The organism is Streptomyces sp. KL116D, assembly GCF_030766975.1.
GTDB classification, from domain to species: Bacteria; Actinomycetota; Actinomycetes; order Streptomycetales; family Streptomycetaceae; genus Streptomyces; species Streptomyces longispororuber_A.
Genome location: NZ_JASERH010000136.1, coordinates 396,701 through 412,429, shown reverse-complemented (window position 1 = coordinate 412,429; position 15,729 = coordinate 396,701). Strand labels below are relative to the sequence as shown.

General features: G+C 67.5%; 19 protein-coding genes and 1 pseudogene. 12 read left to right on the top strand and 8 right to left on the bottom strand.

The features are described from left to right. Positions 1-259 precede the first annotated feature (259 nt). The 4 genes and pseudogenes from RBJ77_RS50565 (at position 260) to RBJ77_RS50550 (ending at position 4,150) form a co-directional block, all read left to right on the top strand. A pseudogene (locus RBJ77_RS50565) lies at positions 260-1,691 on the top strand (endo-1,4-beta-xylanase). Positions 1,692-2,020: 329 nt separating this feature from the next. Next, a complete protein-coding gene (locus RBJ77_RS50560; protein ID WP_372351556.1) occupies positions 2,021-2,611 on the top strand; it encodes a phosphotransferase in 591 nt (196 codons plus the stop codon). Between the two features lie 175 nt (positions 2,612-2,786). Continuing rightward, on the top strand, positions 2,787-3,071 hold the full coding sequence (locus RBJ77_RS50555; RefSeq protein WP_372343097.1) for a hypothetical protein: 285 nt from the start codon (positions 2,787-2,789) through the stop codon (positions 3,069-3,071). A 779-nt stretch (positions 3,072-3,850) separates the two neighbouring features. Beyond that, the gene (locus tag RBJ77_RS50550) at positions 3,851-4,150 is read left to right on the top strand and encodes a putative quinol monooxygenase (protein WP_372343098.1); all 300 of its coding nucleotides are present in this window, start codon (positions 3,851-3,853) and stop codon (positions 4,148-4,150) included. A 651-nt stretch (positions 4,151-4,801) separates the two neighbouring features. Here RBJ77_RS50550 and RBJ77_RS50545 read toward each other — a convergent pair. Further along, positions 4,802-4,927, bottom strand: coding sequence for a hypothetical protein (locus RBJ77_RS50545; RefSeq protein WP_372351115.1), 126 nt, complete (start codon positions 4,925-4,927; stop codon positions 4,802-4,804). A 272-nt stretch (positions 4,928-5,199) separates the two neighbouring features. Here RBJ77_RS50545 and RBJ77_RS50540 point away from each other — a divergent pair, with 272 nt between their 5' ends. Next, positions 5,200-5,334 carry a hypothetical protein gene (locus RBJ77_RS50540; protein WP_372351114.1) on the top strand — a complete coding sequence of 45 codons (135 nt, stop codon included), beginning with the start codon at positions 5,200-5,202 and terminating at the stop codon, positions 5,332-5,334. A gap of 737 nt (positions 5,335-6,071) precedes the next feature. Here RBJ77_RS50540 and RBJ77_RS50535 read toward each other — a convergent pair. Together RBJ77_RS50535 and RBJ77_RS50530 are read right to left on the bottom strand one after the other, a co-directional pair. Next, complete coding sequence (locus tag RBJ77_RS50535; RefSeq protein ID WP_372351113.1) at positions 6,072-6,257, bottom strand: hypothetical protein; 186 nt, start codon at positions 6,255-6,257, stop codon at positions 6,072-6,074. A 73-nt stretch (positions 6,258-6,330) separates the two neighbouring features. Then, a complete protein-coding gene (locus RBJ77_RS50530) occupies positions 6,331-6,822 on the bottom strand; it encodes an isochorismatase family protein (RefSeq protein ID WP_372351112.1) in 492 nt (163 codons plus the stop codon). Between the two features lie 112 nt (positions 6,823-6,934). Between RBJ77_RS50530 and RBJ77_RS50525 the strand changes: the two genes are divergently transcribed. Together RBJ77_RS50525 and RBJ77_RS50520 are read left to right on the top strand one after the other, a co-directional pair. Continuing rightward, on the top strand, positions 6,935-7,378 hold the full coding sequence (locus RBJ77_RS50525) for a MarR family winged helix-turn-helix transcriptional regulator (RefSeq protein WP_372351111.1): 444 nt from the start codon (positions 6,935-6,937) through the stop codon (positions 7,376-7,378). A 123-nt stretch (positions 7,379-7,501) separates the two neighbouring features. Further along, entirely contained in the window at positions 7,502-7,873 is a 372-nt protein-coding gene (locus RBJ77_RS50520) for a hypothetical protein (RefSeq protein WP_372351110.1), read from the top strand. Positions 7,874-7,983: 110 nt separating this feature from the next. Here RBJ77_RS50520 and RBJ77_RS50515 read toward each other — a convergent pair whose 3' ends face one another. From RBJ77_RS50515 to RBJ77_RS50505, 3 genes are all read right to left on the bottom strand, one after another. After that, on the bottom strand, positions 7,984-8,340 hold the full coding sequence (locus RBJ77_RS50515) for an SH3 domain-containing protein (RefSeq protein WP_372351109.1): 357 nt from the start codon (positions 8,338-8,340) through the stop codon (positions 7,984-7,986). 172 nt (positions 8,341-8,512) lie between these two features. Next, positions 8,513-9,061: a hypothetical protein gene (locus RBJ77_RS50510; RefSeq protein ID WP_372351108.1), complete on the bottom strand. Its 549-nt coding sequence runs from the start codon at positions 9,059-9,061 to the stop codon at positions 8,513-8,515. Beyond that, positions 9,058-9,348 (bottom strand): hypothetical protein, encoded by a 291-nt coding sequence (locus RBJ77_RS50505; RefSeq protein WP_372351107.1) that lies wholly within the window; start codon positions 9,346-9,348, stop codon positions 9,058-9,060. Before RBJ77_RS50505 ends, RBJ77_RS50510 begins: the two co-directional genes overlap by 4 nt. Positions 9,349-9,781: 433 nt before the next feature. Here RBJ77_RS50505 and RBJ77_RS50500 point away from each other — a divergent pair, with 433 nt between their 5' ends. Next, positions 9,782-10,348 carry a DUF4240 domain-containing protein gene (locus RBJ77_RS50500; protein ID WP_372351106.1) on the top strand — a complete coding sequence of 189 codons (567 nt, stop codon included), beginning with the start codon at positions 9,782-9,784 and terminating at the stop codon, positions 10,346-10,348. 82 nt (positions 10,349-10,430) lie between these two features. Further along, positions 10,431-10,916 carry a hypothetical protein gene (locus RBJ77_RS50495; RefSeq protein WP_372351105.1) on the top strand — a complete coding sequence of 162 codons (486 nt, stop codon included), beginning with the start codon at positions 10,431-10,433 and terminating at the stop codon, positions 10,914-10,916. Positions 10,917-11,029: 113 nt separating this feature from the next. On the opposite strand, the gene RBJ77_RS50490 is transcribed toward RBJ77_RS50495, so the two are convergent. Then, complete coding sequence (locus RBJ77_RS50490; RefSeq protein ID WP_372351104.1) at positions 11,030-11,593, bottom strand: dihydrofolate reductase family protein; 564 nt, start codon at positions 11,591-11,593, stop codon at positions 11,030-11,032. Between the two features lie 127 nt (positions 11,594-11,720). Here RBJ77_RS50490 and RBJ77_RS50485 point away from each other — a divergent pair, with 127 nt between their 5' ends. Both RBJ77_RS50485 and RBJ77_RS50480 read left to right on the top strand, forming a co-directional pair. Continuing rightward, positions 11,721-12,248 carry an SMI1/KNR4 family protein gene (locus tag RBJ77_RS50485; protein ID WP_372351103.1) on the top strand — a complete coding sequence of 176 codons (528 nt, stop codon included), beginning with the start codon at positions 11,721-11,723 and terminating at the stop codon, positions 12,246-12,248. 594 nt (positions 12,249-12,842) lie between these two features. Then, complete coding sequence (locus RBJ77_RS50480) at positions 12,843-13,448, top strand: dihydrofolate reductase family protein (RefSeq protein WP_372351102.1); 606 nt, start codon at positions 12,843-12,845, stop codon at positions 13,446-13,448. Between the two features lie 162 nt (positions 13,449-13,610). Here RBJ77_RS50480 and RBJ77_RS50475 read toward each other — a convergent pair whose 3' ends face one another. Beyond that, positions 13,611-14,183, bottom strand: coding sequence for a CGNR zinc finger domain-containing protein (locus tag RBJ77_RS50475; protein ID WP_372351101.1), 573 nt, complete (start codon positions 14,181-14,183; stop codon positions 13,611-13,613). Positions 14,184-14,307: 124 nt separating this feature from the next. Between RBJ77_RS50475 and RBJ77_RS50470 the strand changes: the two genes are divergently transcribed. Then, positions 14,308-15,501 carry an MFS transporter gene (locus RBJ77_RS50470; RefSeq protein WP_372351100.1) on the top strand — a complete coding sequence of 398 codons (1,194 nt, stop codon included), beginning with the start codon at positions 14,308-14,310 and terminating at the stop codon, positions 15,499-15,501. Positions 15,502-15,729 lie beyond the last annotated feature (228 nt).

Genomic DNA, 15,729 nt, shown 5'->3' with positions numbered 1-15,729 from the left:
TCTGAAGAACCGGCCATGGTTCGGAATGTCGAACCATGTCGGCCCTGGGGCCTGTGCTGCCGGGCAGGACCCCGCGCAGCCGCACGACAGATCCACGCACCAACGCACCTGCGTCACACCCCGTTTCGTTCCGGTGGGTCCGCATCAGCGCATCCTGGCTCTTCGTGCCGACGGAGAGGTGCGCGACGCCGCGCGGCGGCCGGCTGAGCCGTTCCCCGCACGTCAGTCCGTACGTGACATCTACTTTGGAGGCACAGCCATGGGCTTGCACGCCCCTCCCAGACCCCTTGCTCACCGTCAGATCCGCAGCCTGCTGCCCTGCTGATCGCCGGCGTCCTCGGTGCCGTCCTCGCGCTGGCCGCGCCACCGCCCGCACACGCAGCCGAGAGCACGCTCGGCGCCGCGGCAGCGCAGAGCGGTCGCTACTTCGGTACCGCCATCGCCTCGGGCAAGCTGGGCGACTCGGCGTACACGACGATCGCGGGCCGTGAGTTCAACCCGGTGACCGCCGAGAACGAGATGAAGATCGACGCCACCGAACCGCAGCGGGGCCAGTTCAGCTTCACCGCCGGCGACCGTGTCTACAACTGGGCGGTGCAGAACGGCAAGCAGGTGCGCGGCCACACCCTGGCCTGGCACTCCCAGCAGCCCAGCTGGATGCAGAGCCTCAGCGGCAGCACCCTGCGCCAGGCGATGATCGACCACATCAACGGCGTGATGGGTCACTACAAGGGCAAGATCGCCCAGTGGGACGTCGTGAACGAGGCCTTCGCCGACGGCAGTTCGGGTTCCCGCCGCGACTCCAACCTGCAGCGCACCGGCAACGACTGGATCGAGGTCGCCTTCCGGACCGCGCGCGCCGCCGACCCGGCCGCCAAGCTCTGTTACAACGACTACAACATCGAGGACTGGACCTGGGCCAAGACCCAGGCCGTGTACTCCATGGTCCAGGACTTCAAGCAGCGCGGCGTGCCGATCGACTGCGTCGGCTTCCAGTCGCACTTCAACAGCGGCAGCCCGTACAACAGCAACTTCCGCACCACCCTGCAGAGTTTCGCCGCCCTCGGCGTCGACGTGGCGGTCACCGAACTCGACATCCAGGGTGCCTCGGCCACGACCTACGCCAACGTGACCAACGACTGCCTGGCCGTCTCGCGCCGCCTCGGCATCACCGTCTGGGGCGTGCGCGACTCCGACTCCTGGCGATCGGGCGACACGCCGCTGCTGTTCAACAATGACGGCAGCAAGAAGGCCGCCTACACCGCCGTCCTCAACGCGCTCAACGGCGGCACCACCACGCCGCCCACGGGCGGCGGGGCACGATCAAGGGCGTCGGTTCCGGCCGCTGCCTGGACGTGCCCAACTCCAGTACCACCGACGGCACTCAGGTCCAGCTGTGGGACTGCTCCAGCGGCTCCAACCAGCAGTGGACCTACACCGACGCCGGTGAACTCAAGGTCTACGGCAACAAATGCCTGGACGCCGCCGGAACCGGCAACGGCACCAAGGTCCAGATCTACAGCTGCTGGGGCGGCGACAACCAGAAGTGGCGCCTCAACTCCGACGGTTCCATCGCCGGTGTCCAGTCCGGCCTCTGCCTCGACGCCGTCGGGGCCGGCACCGCCAACGGCACCCAGATCCAGCTCTACTCCTGCTCGAACGGCAGCAACCAGCGCTGGACCCGCACCTGATCGGGCCTGTCACGAAGGGGAGCGGAAAACGATAACGGCTCGCGGTGCGGCCTCCCGTACCCTTCCATGACGACATGCCTGATGGTCCCGGGTCGCCGCCCTGATGGCGGTGACCCGGGCGATCGGCGCTGCCAGGGACTGGGCTAGCGGAGGGCCGGCCGGATTGACCATGCACGATGACCAAGTGGACGTGACCACCGAGATCGTCGCGACCTTGATCCAGGAACAGTTCCCCCCATGGCGAGGCAAGGCCATCCGACTCGTGTCATCGACCGGGACGGTCAACGCCATCTTCCGCATCAGGGAACGGTCTCTCCGCGCGTTTCCCCCTGCGTCTGGCCGATCCTGCCGAGACCCTGGCGGTTCTGGAACAGGAAGCCCGGGCGAGCGCGGAGCTGGCAAAGGCGTCCCGGTTCCCCGCTCCCGAACCCGTCGCCCTGGGAAAGCCTGGAGCGGGTTACCCCATGCCGTGGTCGGTCCAGACGTGGGTGCCGGGAACGGTCGCCTTCGATGCCGACCCGAGTGGATCGGACGCTTTTGCCGAAGACCTTGCGGCCTTCATCGCAGCTCTGCGCAGCGCTGAGACGCGCGGGCGGCGTTTCAGCGGCCAAGGTCGTGGCGGCGTTCTCGCTCACCACGACAACTGGATGGCAGAGTGCTTCGAGCAGAGCGACGGGCTTCTCGACGCGCCCGGCTGCGCCAGGCGTGGAGCCACTTCCGAGTTGCCACGCAAGGGCGCCGACGTGATGAGCCATGGTGATCTGATTCCCGGCAGCTGTGCTGGTCGCGGGCGACCGGCCCAGCGGCGTACTGGACACCGGCAGCTTCGGCCCGGCCGATCCCGCGCTGGATCTGGTCAGCGTCTGGCACCTGTTGGAGCCGGGCCCGCGGGAAGTGTTCCGGCGGACGCTGGGCTGTGACGATCTGGAGTGGGAGCGCGGCAAGGCATGTGGGCGTTCCAACAGGCGATGGGTGTCGTCTGGTACTACGTCGAGAGCAATCCGACGATGAGCGGAATGGGACGCCGGACACTCGACCGCATTCTGGCGTCGATGGAGTGATGCGCCCCGACCTCAGCGTGCGAAACTGCGCGTCATGGCGCCCCCGACAGTCCGTGGACTTGCTCTGCCCGCCGCGCTGACCTCGCTCATCGATCACGACCTCTGGCGTCACCCGGGCGACGCGGTGCTGGCGAAGGCAATTCCGTGGTTGAAGGACCCACTTGCCTTCGTGCCGAACCCCGAGCAGATGGCGTACGCGTCCCAGTCAATGGACATGTTCGCCGATGATCCGCACTCCGCCTCTTTCGCCAGGCACGCGGAAGCAGGGGTGTCGCCCCACTCGAACTGCCATGGCTCGACGTTGAACAGGCGGTACTGATCGCCATCACTCGCAACCCCGGTGACGACGGTGCCTTGGCTCTCGACTACCGGACCGGCTCCTCGGATCCCCGCGTCGTCGGCAGTGACTTCTGGACGGACGCCCTTCTGTGCCGGTGGCGGGTCGTAGCACCTACGTTCTCGGACTTCGTTTCGAGCTTGGGCCTGTAGGAGGATCACTCTGCGAGGCGGCGCTTCCACCAGGGATCCGTGGGTGGTGAGAACGGATCTGGCAGGGTCCGTGTCAGAAAGCGGTCGTCCAGAGGAGCAACTGCTCCGAGAAGTTCACGGCGAGCCTTGCGATGCATGGTTGCAGGGCCGCGCCTTGGAGCAGTGTGCGGGCGTGCATGTCCCGCCAGAGGGTGGTTCCCTCGCCCGTGGTTGGGGCCGTGGTCCGGCCATGAATGAAGCGCCTGAGCCCATGCCCGGAAGGCGTGGGCGACGTGACCGGGAGGCAACCGGTACCGAACTTCGAATCGTGCGATCTGCCGGTTCGTCGCAGTGGACAGACCAGGGATGACCTGTCGACTTCCAGCGCTTCCGCGACGGGGTTGTTCGGTTCTGATCTCGCCCGGTGACCGGTGAGGTATGGGCACTTCCAGCGGGGAAGACGAGTGACCGTCCGACGGTAGAAGGCATCGGTCCGAAGAGCAAGCGATCAGCTGGCTGCTTGATGTTCGGCGCGCTGGCGCGGGGGTGGCGAGCCTTGTGCCCCCGGACGGCAGATGGCAAGGTCCGGTCCGATCAAGCCCCGGTCCGTTCCACGGATAAGGAGTCACGATGGCGCACGGCTACATCGGGTCGATGAAGGCTCGGCCTGATTCCCGCGACGAGGTCGTCTCGATCTTGCTGAGTGGTGTGGACGGCCTACGCGAGGCAGGATGCCACCTCTACGTCGTGAGCGTGTCCGACGACGATGACGTGACGATCTGGGTGACAGAGGTCTGGCAGAGCAGCACCATCACGATGCTCTCACTGGAGCTGCCGGAGGCGAAGGCCGCGATCGGCAGCGCCATGCCGCTGCTGACAGGAGATTTCACCCGGCAGGAGTTGACTGTTGTGGGCGGGTTGGGGCTCTAGACGTTGAACCGCCCTCCTCGATCAGCGCGAGGTAGTGGCCCGGAGGCCGCGGGCCGTGGCATGAGCCGAAGTTGACAGTGACCGGGGCGAGCTGCGGCGACGCGAGACCGGGCAGATCCAGACCCGCTCGAGCAGCGATGCCACCGAGCAGTGGATCGACACCGTCTTCGACGGCGAACCGGCCAACTGTCCCGACGGCCGGACCGACTTCGGTGCGGTTCGCCCCCGCGCCTCAACTCGCAGCCGCCGCCTGTCCGGCCTCCACCGCGCCCCGGCCCCCTGAGCAGCGTTCCACTGCCTGGGCTCGCCGACCGCGACTCAGCCCGCGCCCCTGCACCGAACACGGCGCGCGACCTGCGGGGAGCCGGATGCCGGTCAGCGAGGATCCCCGGGGAGCTCACTTCACGATGACGTTGTCCCCGGACGAAGTCGACGGTCCAGTAGTGGTGTTGCCGTAGTACACCCAGCGCCATGTGCCCGTCTTGACGCCTTCACGGTCGTCCGCAGATCACCTTCGAGCTGCTCGCGTACACCTTCTTCACGGTGGTGCAGTGGTGCTCCCGGTGGGCTTGAACTGCAGGCGTCACCAGGCGGCCGCCGTAGGAGGCGTACTTCCTCGTCTCCCAGTTGGCCTCGCGTGACCTCTCCCGGTCACGGTGATCGTCTGCCCGTGGTCACCGGCTCCGGCGAGGCGTTCACGGTCAGGCGGGAGCTGCGCTTGACGTAGACGGTGAGGCCCTCGTCATCGACGTCACCGCCGCCGCTCCTGGAGTACACCTCGCCGCGACCCTCCAGGCCCGGCCTCGCCGTTGGACATGTCCCACTCGCTGTGGGTCGAAGTACATCGTCTCCTTGAAGTCGCAGACACCCGCGCTCACGTTGATGCAGTCGCTCGTGTCAAATGATGGCGTGCCACAGCCGCTCACCCGTGTGTTGCCGCGGTAGAGGAACGCACCGAGGCTTGTCACTTCCACTGCTTGGTGTCGACATCTCGGCTGGAAGCGCGAGGTGGGCGCCCCGACTCGTTCGACACACCGATCACGATCGGCTTGCCGCTGTTCACCTATGGACACGGTGAACGAGACCCCACCCTCGGCCGCCCGGCCGGCGCCGCGGCCACGCCCGTGAACACCGCTGCCGCGCCGACGGCCACGGCAGCTCTCCAGATCCTCTTCTCCACCTGATCCCCGATCTCTCTCCCGGAACGCCGGAAAGTCATCTTCCGGCGCCTTTCAGATAGCCGGGAACCCAACGGGGTTGTGCATCCGCGGATCACGATCGGGCATCAGAAGATCGCCGCCTGCATCTCGACGATGCACCGGGCACGGAGAGGTCTCGAGCCGATCGCGCGAACTCGCAAGGTGAGCGGATGCCGCTACTGCTTCGACGTCCCCAACCGAACGGCATCGCGTACCTGCTGGTGACGTGCGCCAGGGGCGCCGTGGCCGGAAGTACCCAGGACGCCGAAAGGCCGGCGATCCGGTCGAGGGAGGAGATCGCTTCGACCGGGTTGTCGGTGAAGGGTGCCGGCTGGGGCCTGTACGTCCGGTGAGACGTGCCGCGTGGTCAGCGCGTCCCCTCGACGAAGACCGCATCGGCGGACGGACGTGCACTGCCATCGCTCCCCGGAGAGTGCCCAGGCATGCCTACGATCACCGGCCCCGGGCAGGAACCAGCATCGTCGCCGTCACCCACCTCCGTGACGTCGCGCCGACGTATCGTGTGCGCAGGCCGTTCTTGCGGATGCAGAGTACCCCAGGAACCCGAGCGTCGAGCCGAGCACGCCAGGCACCGAACGCGACCTTGGCTTCTCTCCGGTGCAAGCGCGGACGGCGTCGGCGGCGTGCACGAACACCGGTACGCCGTGGTTGCTTCGCAGGCGTTCGGCGAAGCCTGATGTGGTCGGAGATCGCCATGCGGGTCAGGACCAGGCCGCGGATGTCGTCGAAGGACTCTGCCCAGAGAGCGGAGTTCCGCGCTGCAGGTCCTTCTGCCAGTGGCCGGGCAGTCCGGCGTCGATGAGCGTGATGCCCTCGGCGGTGTTGCTGATGAGATAGCACGCCACGAGGTCGTTACCGAGGCGGTGCAGATGGGGTGCGAGTTTCATGCGACTTCCTTCGGAGGCGTGGACGTAGAGCGGGAGGAGCCGGTTTCGAGGGCAGGGACCGTCGCCGTGTTCGCTAGCTCATCAGGCCGTGCAGTGCGGTGATGGTGCCGCGACCGGTCGGGGTGGTGAAGTCGCGCACCATGCTCGTGACGAAGCTCGCCACCGACGTCACGGTGCCGCCCGCTGCCACGATCTGGCCAAGAGCCGCGTTCTCCGTCCGCTCCGACATGCCACCGCTCGCGTCGACCAGGACGATCACGTCATAGCCGTCGGCCAAGGCGTCGAGCGCGGTGTGCAGGACCACGATCTCCGAGGTTACGCCGCAGATGGCCAGCGTTCTGCGACTCTCGGCGGCGATCGCTTCGCGCCATGCCAGGTCGTCCCAGCAGCACGGGCCGACGCGCACGAACGGGGTCGTTCCGGGGATTTCGGTGATGACGCCGGGTCCGTCAGGTCTGGGTGCGACCGACACGGTGAACGGGATGTCCAGCGTCTGCGCCACCCTGCCGAGCACTCCGGCCGAGCGCCTGATGGCCTCGGGGCTGCTTGTCCTGCTCAGGGCCACGATGCTGTCCTGCAGGTCGGCGAAGACTATCTGCACGGTGCGAGGATCAATCACTGTTCTCTCCTCAAATCATTCAGAGCTTGAATGGTTCGAAGACGGTAGCATCTTTGTCATGAGTGATGCCAAGTGGTCCGAGACCCTCAGCTTCCGGCTCGGCACCCTGGGCGCGCTGATCGCCGATCAGTACGCAGCTGCTCTGGCTGTGCACGATCTGAAGCCCAAGCACGTCGGCCTGCTGGGAGTCCTCGACGCAGGTCTTGCCACCTCGCAGCTCGAGATCGCCAAGCTGATGCGGGTGGCGCCCAGCCTCGTGGTGTCCCTCGCCGACCACCTGGAGTCGATGGGCGCGATCGAGCGGCTCCGCGACCCGGCCGACCGCCGCCGCCAGACCTTGACCCTCACTGATGACGGGCGCGATCTCCTTGCGGAATGCACTGCCAAGGCCCTCGCCCTCGACGCAGAACTCACCGCCGACCTCACCTCGTCCCAGCAGGCTGCGCTCACTGCGGCGCTCGGCCGCCTGGCGACGTCCTATGGACTGCCCGGGCGCGACTGATCAGATGCAGATGCGGCCCCAGCGTGAGCCGCCAAGCCCTACTCGCACTGGCTCACCCGGACGAGCGCGATCATGGGGCGAGCACAACCGGATCCGGATCGTAGAACGTAGAACAGGGAATCCATGACTCTGCAGGAAGGCCAGCGAGTCAAGCTGGCCGCCGATCTCCGCCTGACCGACCCGATCGAGATGTCCGGGGCGGTGATCGGCGTCCTCTCCCTCGCCGCCGACGCCGAGGGAACCGTGGGAGAAGTCGTCGAGCACGTCCGCGATGACGCCGACGTCCGCGAGTACGAGCGGCTCAAGTCGCTGCTCGACTCCTACGGTGACGGCATGCCCCCGGAAAGCAAGAGGCAACTGGAGCAGAAGGTCGGAGCGCTGGAGCCGGCATGGATCGCGTTCCAGGAGCAGGGGCCGCTGGTGACGGTGCAGGTCCGCTTCGACAACGGATTCGTCCTGAGCGGGTCATCGCAGGACCTCTACGTCCCTGTGTGAGGGCGGTGGCGAGGAGGCGAGGCGCAGAGGGTGTCCCAGACCTTCAACCTGTAACGGGGCCGGCCGTATGGGTGCATACGTGATCGGTAGAGATCTACCGGACCCGCGTCTCAGTGCAGTTCGGTCGGCACGTCCTCGGCTGCGGTGTGGAGGAGATCGCTGCGGATCCATCCGCTGCGGCCCTTGGCGTTGCCCGTGGTCATCTTGACCTTCCACCAGCTGTGGCCGCCTTGGTAGGCAGCGTCGCGATCGGAGCACTTGTTGCCCTTGTACACGATGCCGACAGAGGTGGAGCGTGAGGACGGCTTGGACCGGAGGGAGGCCGCTTTCGCGGTGATGTAGCAGCCCTTCGTGGCGGCTTCGACGGTTCCGGCCGCGACAAGGGCGGATGCGGCGAGGCTTGCGGTCAGGGTCAGAGCGGTGACGGTCATGCGGATGTGCGCGGTGCTGGTGATCTTCTTCGGCATGGTCCGCTCAACCGCCCCGGGACCGGTTCAGGTCACGCCGCCCGGCCAGAGATCACCCGGATGAACGGGGAGGAGCTCGCCGACCTTCCTCACGTGCCCTCGTCCGGTGCACGGGCCGGCCTGTGACAAGCACCCGCGTCTCGTTGCCGACTTCGGTTGCGGGTACCGGTGTTCAGGGCACTGGGGGAGATGACTGCTGGGCTTGTCCTGCGGTGTTCGTCGCGATGCGGGAGGCCTGCGCGACGAACTTCATGTCGTCGGGGTCACTGCGCCTCAGCACGAAGATCTTGGCGAGGGCGAGCAAGCTGGGCCCGCACAGCAATGCTGCGAGCCACCAGGCGTCCTGGGCGACGTACACGCCGGCGCCGAGCATGGCTATCGCCATGACCACGCCTGCCGCGAGGCCTGCCATGTGACGGTTGTGCTTGTTCTGTTCCCGGCGTTCGCGGGCCGCACGTTCGGCTGCCTCGGTGGCGGCCTGGGCGCTACGGTCCGCTGCCGCGCGCTCCATGTCGAGTCGCTTCATCAGGATCTGGTGTTCGCGCTTGAGCTGGGGCTCCAAGGCCCGCAGCGCGATCTCCAGCTTGTCCGCACCGAGCGCGGCGCCCCACTTCACGGCGATGTCCAGGCCTGCGGAGATGACCGGGTCGGGTGGCGTGGTCGCCGGGGGTGTGGGCGTGGGTTCGGGGAGGTGGGGCGGGTTCGGGAGGTCGGTGCTCATTCGTGGGCACCTCCTCCACCGCTGTACGAAGGCGTGTGATCGGTCTGGGTGGGCTCGGGTGGTGGACCGAGGCGGAGGAACAGGCGGGCCAGGGCGTGGTCGAGGGTGGCGGCGGACGGTGGGGCCGCCTCGGCGCTCTCGGTCCTGCTGAGGCCGGGCAGGTGGTCGGCCTCCCGCATGAGGCCTTGAAGATTGATGCGGGCGGCGTGCTGGAGGAGGCCGCGGGAGCCGGTGCTGCGGAGGTGGTCCAGCTCTTCGGCGTTCACACTGCGGGTGTTCGTACGCAAGATCAGGTCGTGCTGCTTGTCGAGCTGTTTCCAGGTGGCTGGGGGACGTTGAACGTGAGACTCGGCCGGTCTCTGCGGCGCTTCGGACGGGATCTGGTCCGACCTGGTGTCCTCTATCCGATGGACGAAGGTGTTGACCAGAGTGGTCCAGAGGTGAATGAAGATCTCGTTCTTTGCCACGAGCGCCCCCCGGGTGAGTCCCTGTCAACGGTAGCGGGGGAGGAGTACGGGAAGGGAGTCCTGCGGCGACATCGGCTTCGTGGAGTGGCGACCGCTGATGTGGACCCGCCGGGGAACTGCGCCGCGGCGGGCCGAACGGGGGTGAGCGCCGTGCCGTCGGCCTGCTGCTCGACTGCCCCGGTTGGCCGGGGGTGCGTGCACGGCAGAGGCGTGCACGATCCGTTGTCATAGGGGCCTGGCAGAGTGCGCGGTCATGGACAACGACGCTTTCTGGAACGTCATAGAAGCTGCACGGGCCACGGCGGCCTCGACGGGCGAGCCGTTCGACGAGGCTCTCGTCAGCCGGCTCACGGAGAGACCGTGCCAAGAGATCTTGGAGTACGCCGAGCACTTTGATGAAGTGCGCGACGCCTTGTACCGCTGGGACGTGTGGGCGGCTGCGTACCTCATCGGGGGCGGCTGCTCCGACGACAGCTTCATGGATTTCCGCGCTGGTGTGATCGCCCTGGGCCGTCAGTGGTACGACCGCGTGGCGGCCTCCCCGGACAGCCTCGCCGAGCATCCTGAGGTGGCTGAGGCGGTGGGAGTCCATGACGAGGCTCTGTTCTATGAGGACGTGAACTACGCGGCCAGCCGAGCTTTCGAACAGATCACGGGCGACGCAGACGCCTTCTACAAAGCCTGGCGTGACTTTCACAGCGCCGAGCCCAAGAACACGCATCCCGCTGATATGGGTGTCGGTTTCGACTTTGACGACGACGGTGAGATGAGCCGTCGGCTTCCCCGCCTGGCAGCCCTGATCCTCGGCTCAGACCCGTGAGGCCTGGCTCTTTCCGCGAAAGAAGCGGCCTGGGCCGGGGGGTACGGACGCCTTGCAGACCCGTGCGTGACATCCTGGCCCGGTGCTCCTGAACGACCACTCCCGCAGTGTCGACCTGCGCCCTGCGCGCTATCAGTTCGGCACGGTCCAGGGCGACTCGTACGACGACAACTGGCTGGTCGTCGAAGGCACGGTGATGACTCCGGAGGGAAGCTGGGCCTTCGCCGATCCGTGTTTGCTCACCAGCGAGGCCCGTCAAGTGTCCTCGTGGCTGCGCGCGGTGGCCGACGGGACGGTGGACGTCACCGAACCTGATGCCGAAGGTGAACTGTCGCCGGACACGTGGTTCATCGAGCCGGTCGTGGCTTTCAGCCTCGCGCAGCGGACCTTGAGCGGGACCGCGGTGATTCGTGTTCATCTGTCCTTGGAGGCCGCGCCCCCGTGGCAACGGGGTGACGACGGGGCTGACATCTACCAGTACGCGGTGGAGGTCGAGATGGAAGCCGCGGCGCTGCGTCACGCGGCTGATCAGTGGGACCTTTCACTGGCCTCCTTCCCGCCCCGCTGAGCACCGTCCCCTTTGCGACATCCGGACCCTTGTTGCCGGAAGAGTCAGCTCACGCGCCCAGGAGACGGGTTTGGCGTCAGCGCCTGACTTCCATCGACTCGCGTGGCGGGCGCTCAGCGCCTCGTCTCGTACCGGGTCAGGATCACGCCGCAGGGAAGCGTCCGCGTCTCCACCAGGTTCAGGTTCACCCAGTTGTCCAGCACGCTGAAGAACGGCGTGCCGCCGCCCACCAGGACCGGCGCGGTGGCCAGCACGTACTCGTCAATCAGTCCGGCCCGCATGGCCGCCCCGGCGAGCGTCGCGCCGCCGATGTCCATCGGGCCGCCGTCCTCCGCCTTGAGCCGGGTGATCTCGGCGACCGCGTCGCCGGTGACCAGGCGGGAGTTCCAGTCCACCTTGTCGATCGTCGAGGAGAACACCACCTTCGACATGTTCCGCCAGCGGCGCGCGAACTCGATGTCCGCCGGGCTGGCGTTGGGCTGCTGGTCGCCGGTCGGCCAGTAGGAGCTCATCGTCTGCCACAGCTTGCGCCCGTACAGCGTCAGGTCGGTCGCCTCCAACTGGTCGGACCAGAACTGGAACATCTCGTCGCTCGGCACGCTCCAGCCGATGTCGTCGCCGGGCGCGGCGATGTAGCCGTCCAGGGACAGGTTCATGCCGTAGATCAGTTTCCGCATGGTGCCAGCCTTCCGTGAATGGGTCCCGCGCGTACAGACCGACGCGGCACGGGAAATTCATCGGTGGCGAGCTTCGCCGGCATGCAGCCCTTGACCTTCTGTCGCACTTCCCCGTTGGCTTGGGCGGGTGATACCCACCGATGATCGACACTTTCCCGCAGCGCTCGCCGCCGCGATGGCCGTTCCCTTCGACTACGCAGGCGGTGACGGGGTCGACTTCGAGCCTTTCCCGGCCTTCCTGTCCGTCGAGGAGACCACCGACTGGTTCCGAGCATGGACGGGGAACGGCGAACTGAGCGGTGATGACTTCCGCGTGTTCGGTCAGAACGGCTCGGGTGGGTATGCGGCCTTCTGGCTCGTCCGCCCGAGCCGGCCGCTGGCCGATCAACCGGTCGTCTTCCTCGGGTCGGAGGGGGAGACCGGTGTTGTCGCACGCGATCTGGGCGAGTTCCTGTGGCTGCTGGCAGGTGGCTTCGGCCCTTGGGAAGCAGCTACCTCATACGAGCCCGCCTGGACCCCGCGCCCCAACCAGGAGCTGACGGCAGTCGCTGAACGGTTCGCCTCGGGCCGGCGTCGGTCACCCGCCGCAGTGATCGAGTTGGCCGCCCAGGAGTTCCCCGGCTTCGATGACACCCTCATGGAGCTCTGCCGCTGAACCCGGCAGATCCACCATCAAGGGCTGCGGCTTCCGGCGTTGGGCATAGAGTGCGGTCCACGGCCCGTCGCGCTCACCCCCGTGGTGCGGCGGGCCGATGCACGTGCGCCCGGCGCTGGCAGAACAGGCGGCGAGGGAGCCCGCTCGATCGGCTGCAGCCTCCCGTTCACGATGCGCACCTGGTCCCGCTCCGGGCGCGCATCGGCGGCTCACGGTGCTCCCGGATCCACCGGCGCGGAAGGCGGCACCACACCCTGTCGCTCGGTCAGGCCAGGCATGATCGCTGCTGCTCCTCTCGCGGGCCTGCCGTCGCGACTGCTTGCGAGCGGTGGGCGGGGGAGTCCGGGCGTCCTGTAGGGATGCGCGATCTGCCGCGTTGGGGCGACGTGACTGAGCGTTACCGTTGGTATCTGAGTGTCGTACAAGACCCGGCCAGGCGCGACGGGTGTAGGCCTCCAGCCTCTGCGGCAGTGCCGTTCCGCGGGTATGGACGGCTGCAATGTCATGGGTTTTCTCGTCGCTTCGCAGCGTGGCCGATGAGTTTGTGGGCCGCGGCCGGTCCAAGCTTGTGACACCCCAGGAAGGGACACTGCCATGTCGGAGCTTCTCGTCGACTTCATCACTTCCCTCGACGGCTACGCATCGGGAGAGGGCTGGCCCGGGTTCTGGGGCCTGGAGGGCCCCGAGTACCTCGCGTGGCTCGGCGAGCAGCCCGAGGTCACCTACCTGATGGGATCGAACACCTACCGCTTGATGTCAGGCTTCGCCGCGGGCGAGGTGCCGGCCGGGCAGGACGAGTTCAGGCCCGAGGAGGAGGCATCGGTCGACGAGCTCTCGCAAGCGTCCAAGGTGGTGTTCTCCTCCTCGCTCGAGGAGCCGCTGAAGTGGGCCAATTCCACGCTCGTCCGCGACGATGCCGTCGAGACCGTCCGCGCCATGAAGTCGAGTGGCACGGGGCTCCTCAGCACGATCGGTAGCCTCAGCCTGTCCCGGTCGCTGCTGCGAGCCGGGCTCGTCGATCGCTTCCGGGTCGTGATGTTCCCGGTGATCACCGGGGCCACGGGTGAAGAACGCATCTACGACGGCTATCCGGACGTTGCCCTGGAGATGATCGAGCACCGCACCTTCGACGGCCGCATCCAGCTGGTCGAGTACAAGCCCCGCGTGCTCGAGCACCCGCCGCTGCACGTCCCTGCGTGACGCGGTCCCGACCGTCGGTTTGGACAACCGTCAGGCCGGCGTCGGCGGTGACCTGACGGGCGCCGGCAGTGACGTGCCCTCTCCGGCTTCCTTGGTGCCGAGGACGCTCGCCAGGAGCCACTGCCGCCCGCGACGGAGTTGCGCGCCAGCGTCAGTTGATAACTAGTTCTGGGATGCCTTGCGCGCTCTGAATGCGGCTGCTTTGACTCGGCTTCGGCAGGCCGTGGAACAGAAATGGCGGACGGCGTTGCGGGAGCCGTCGACGTAGACCCGGTCGCATTGCGGGGCGGTGCAGACGCCGAGGCGTCCGGCGAGGGTGCTGCCGATGGCCAGGGCGAGGGCGGTGGCGCATCCGGCGCTCCAGCCCACGGAGAGACTGTCGTCGGAGCCGTGGAAGTGGACCTGCCAGGGTTCGCCGTCGACGCTGTCGAGTTGGGGCCGGGCGCCCGTGGTGCGCAGGAGCACGTTCACGAGTTGGGCTGCCTCGTCGATGTGATTGTTGTCCACGGCCTCGAACACGGCCCGCATCTGCTGGGCGGTGTGCACGAGGTAGGCGGCGTGGTCCGGCTCGACCGCGGAGCGATGCGAGGTGAGCGGCAGTGCCTCGTGCACCGCTCGCGGCAACTGCTCTCCGCGCGGAGCGGTGTAGGGGCGGCCCTGCCGGGTGCCGTCAGTCAGCGCATTCACGAGGGAGACGGCCGCGTCGAGCAGCGTCACCACGTGACCATCGAACATCACTTGACCGGTCACTCCTTCGACCCTTAGCGTCCTTACGTAACCGACGATAGTCGTTTCGACGGTCACGCACGAGGGGGACTCCGTGAAATCTGCGCGCAGCGGGAAGCACTTGCCGCGAACGGTGCGACTGCTGATCGTGGCACGGGCGGTGAACCGCCTGGGCGCCTTCTCCCTGGCGTTTCTCACCGTGCTGATCACCACGAGCTTCGGCGCCAGTGCCGCGGTCGCCGGATACATCAGCGCCGCCTTCGGGCTCGCCACGATTCCCTCCCGCCTCATCGGCGGACGCCTCGCCGACCGCCTCGGCCCCCGCCGCACCATCGCGATCGGACTGACCGGGTGTGCGGTGGCGCAACTCGGCCTCGCCTGCGCCAACGGCCTCACGGCCGCCGCATGTTTCGCGGTACTTCTGGGACTTGCCTACGAGATCTACGAGCCGCCCAGTCAGGCAATGATCGCGGACGTCGTGGCACCCAGTGACCACGTACGCGCCTACAGCCTGCTGAACGCGGCACTGGCCGTGGCCGGAATGGGGGCAGGGCTGTTGGCGGCCGCGCTGGGCCGCTGGGACCTGCGCTGGCTCTTCGCGGTCGACGCCCTCACCTGCCTGCTCTGCGCCCTGGCGGTGCGCCTGGTCCTGCCCGCGGACCAACCCGCGTCGACCGCCCGAAGCGGACAATCGGTCGCCGCCGCGCCGTGGCGCGACCGATCGCTGCTGGCGATGCTCGCAGCAGGGACCCTTTTCGCGGTGGTCTACCTACAGATCATGACCATGCTGCCGCTCGCCATGGAACTGCGCGGACTGCAACCCGCTGACGCCGGAGTCCTGTTCACCACATCCGCTGTCGTCATCACCGCCGGACAGCCGCTTCTACGCCTACGGCGACTCGCCGAACTTCCCGCCCACGCGGCCTTCGCCGGCGGCTACCTCCTGTTGGCCCTCGGCCTCGCGGGATACGCCCTCGCCCACACCCTGGTCGCCCACATCGCGGCCACCCTCGTGTGGAGCGTGGGCGACCTCCTCCTCGTGGGACGCGCCTACGCAATCGTCGCCGCCCTGGCCCCTTCCGGCGCCAAGGCACGCTACTTGGCGGTCTACGGCACCAGCTGGGGCATCGGCGCCATCGTCGCCCCGATCACCGGCACACAACTCCTCCACCATGCCGGACCCACAGGCTTGTGGTGCGCCATGTCTCTCGCGTGCTTGTTCCTCGCTGCCGCCCAACCTGCTTGGCTCCGCACCGCCAACAACCGCCGTGAGCACGGCGAGACGTCAACTCCTGATCAGCGTGCCGCTCCGGCCGCCAAGGCGTGACTCAGGTCGTGCACGCCGCCACGCCATGTCAGCGCCGGTAGCGGAGCGCCCAGAACTGCCCGACACCCATTGCCCTGGAGCCGCCGCACCATGGTCCGGCCCGCCGGCTGCGCCGTCTCCGCTACCGCATCGAACGGAAGGCTGGTCCCTCGCTGGTCTTTGCCAGAGGTGGTCGGCTGGTCGCTCTGGCGAAGGAAGTCCGAATGCACAGTGGCCGGCGTCCGTGAA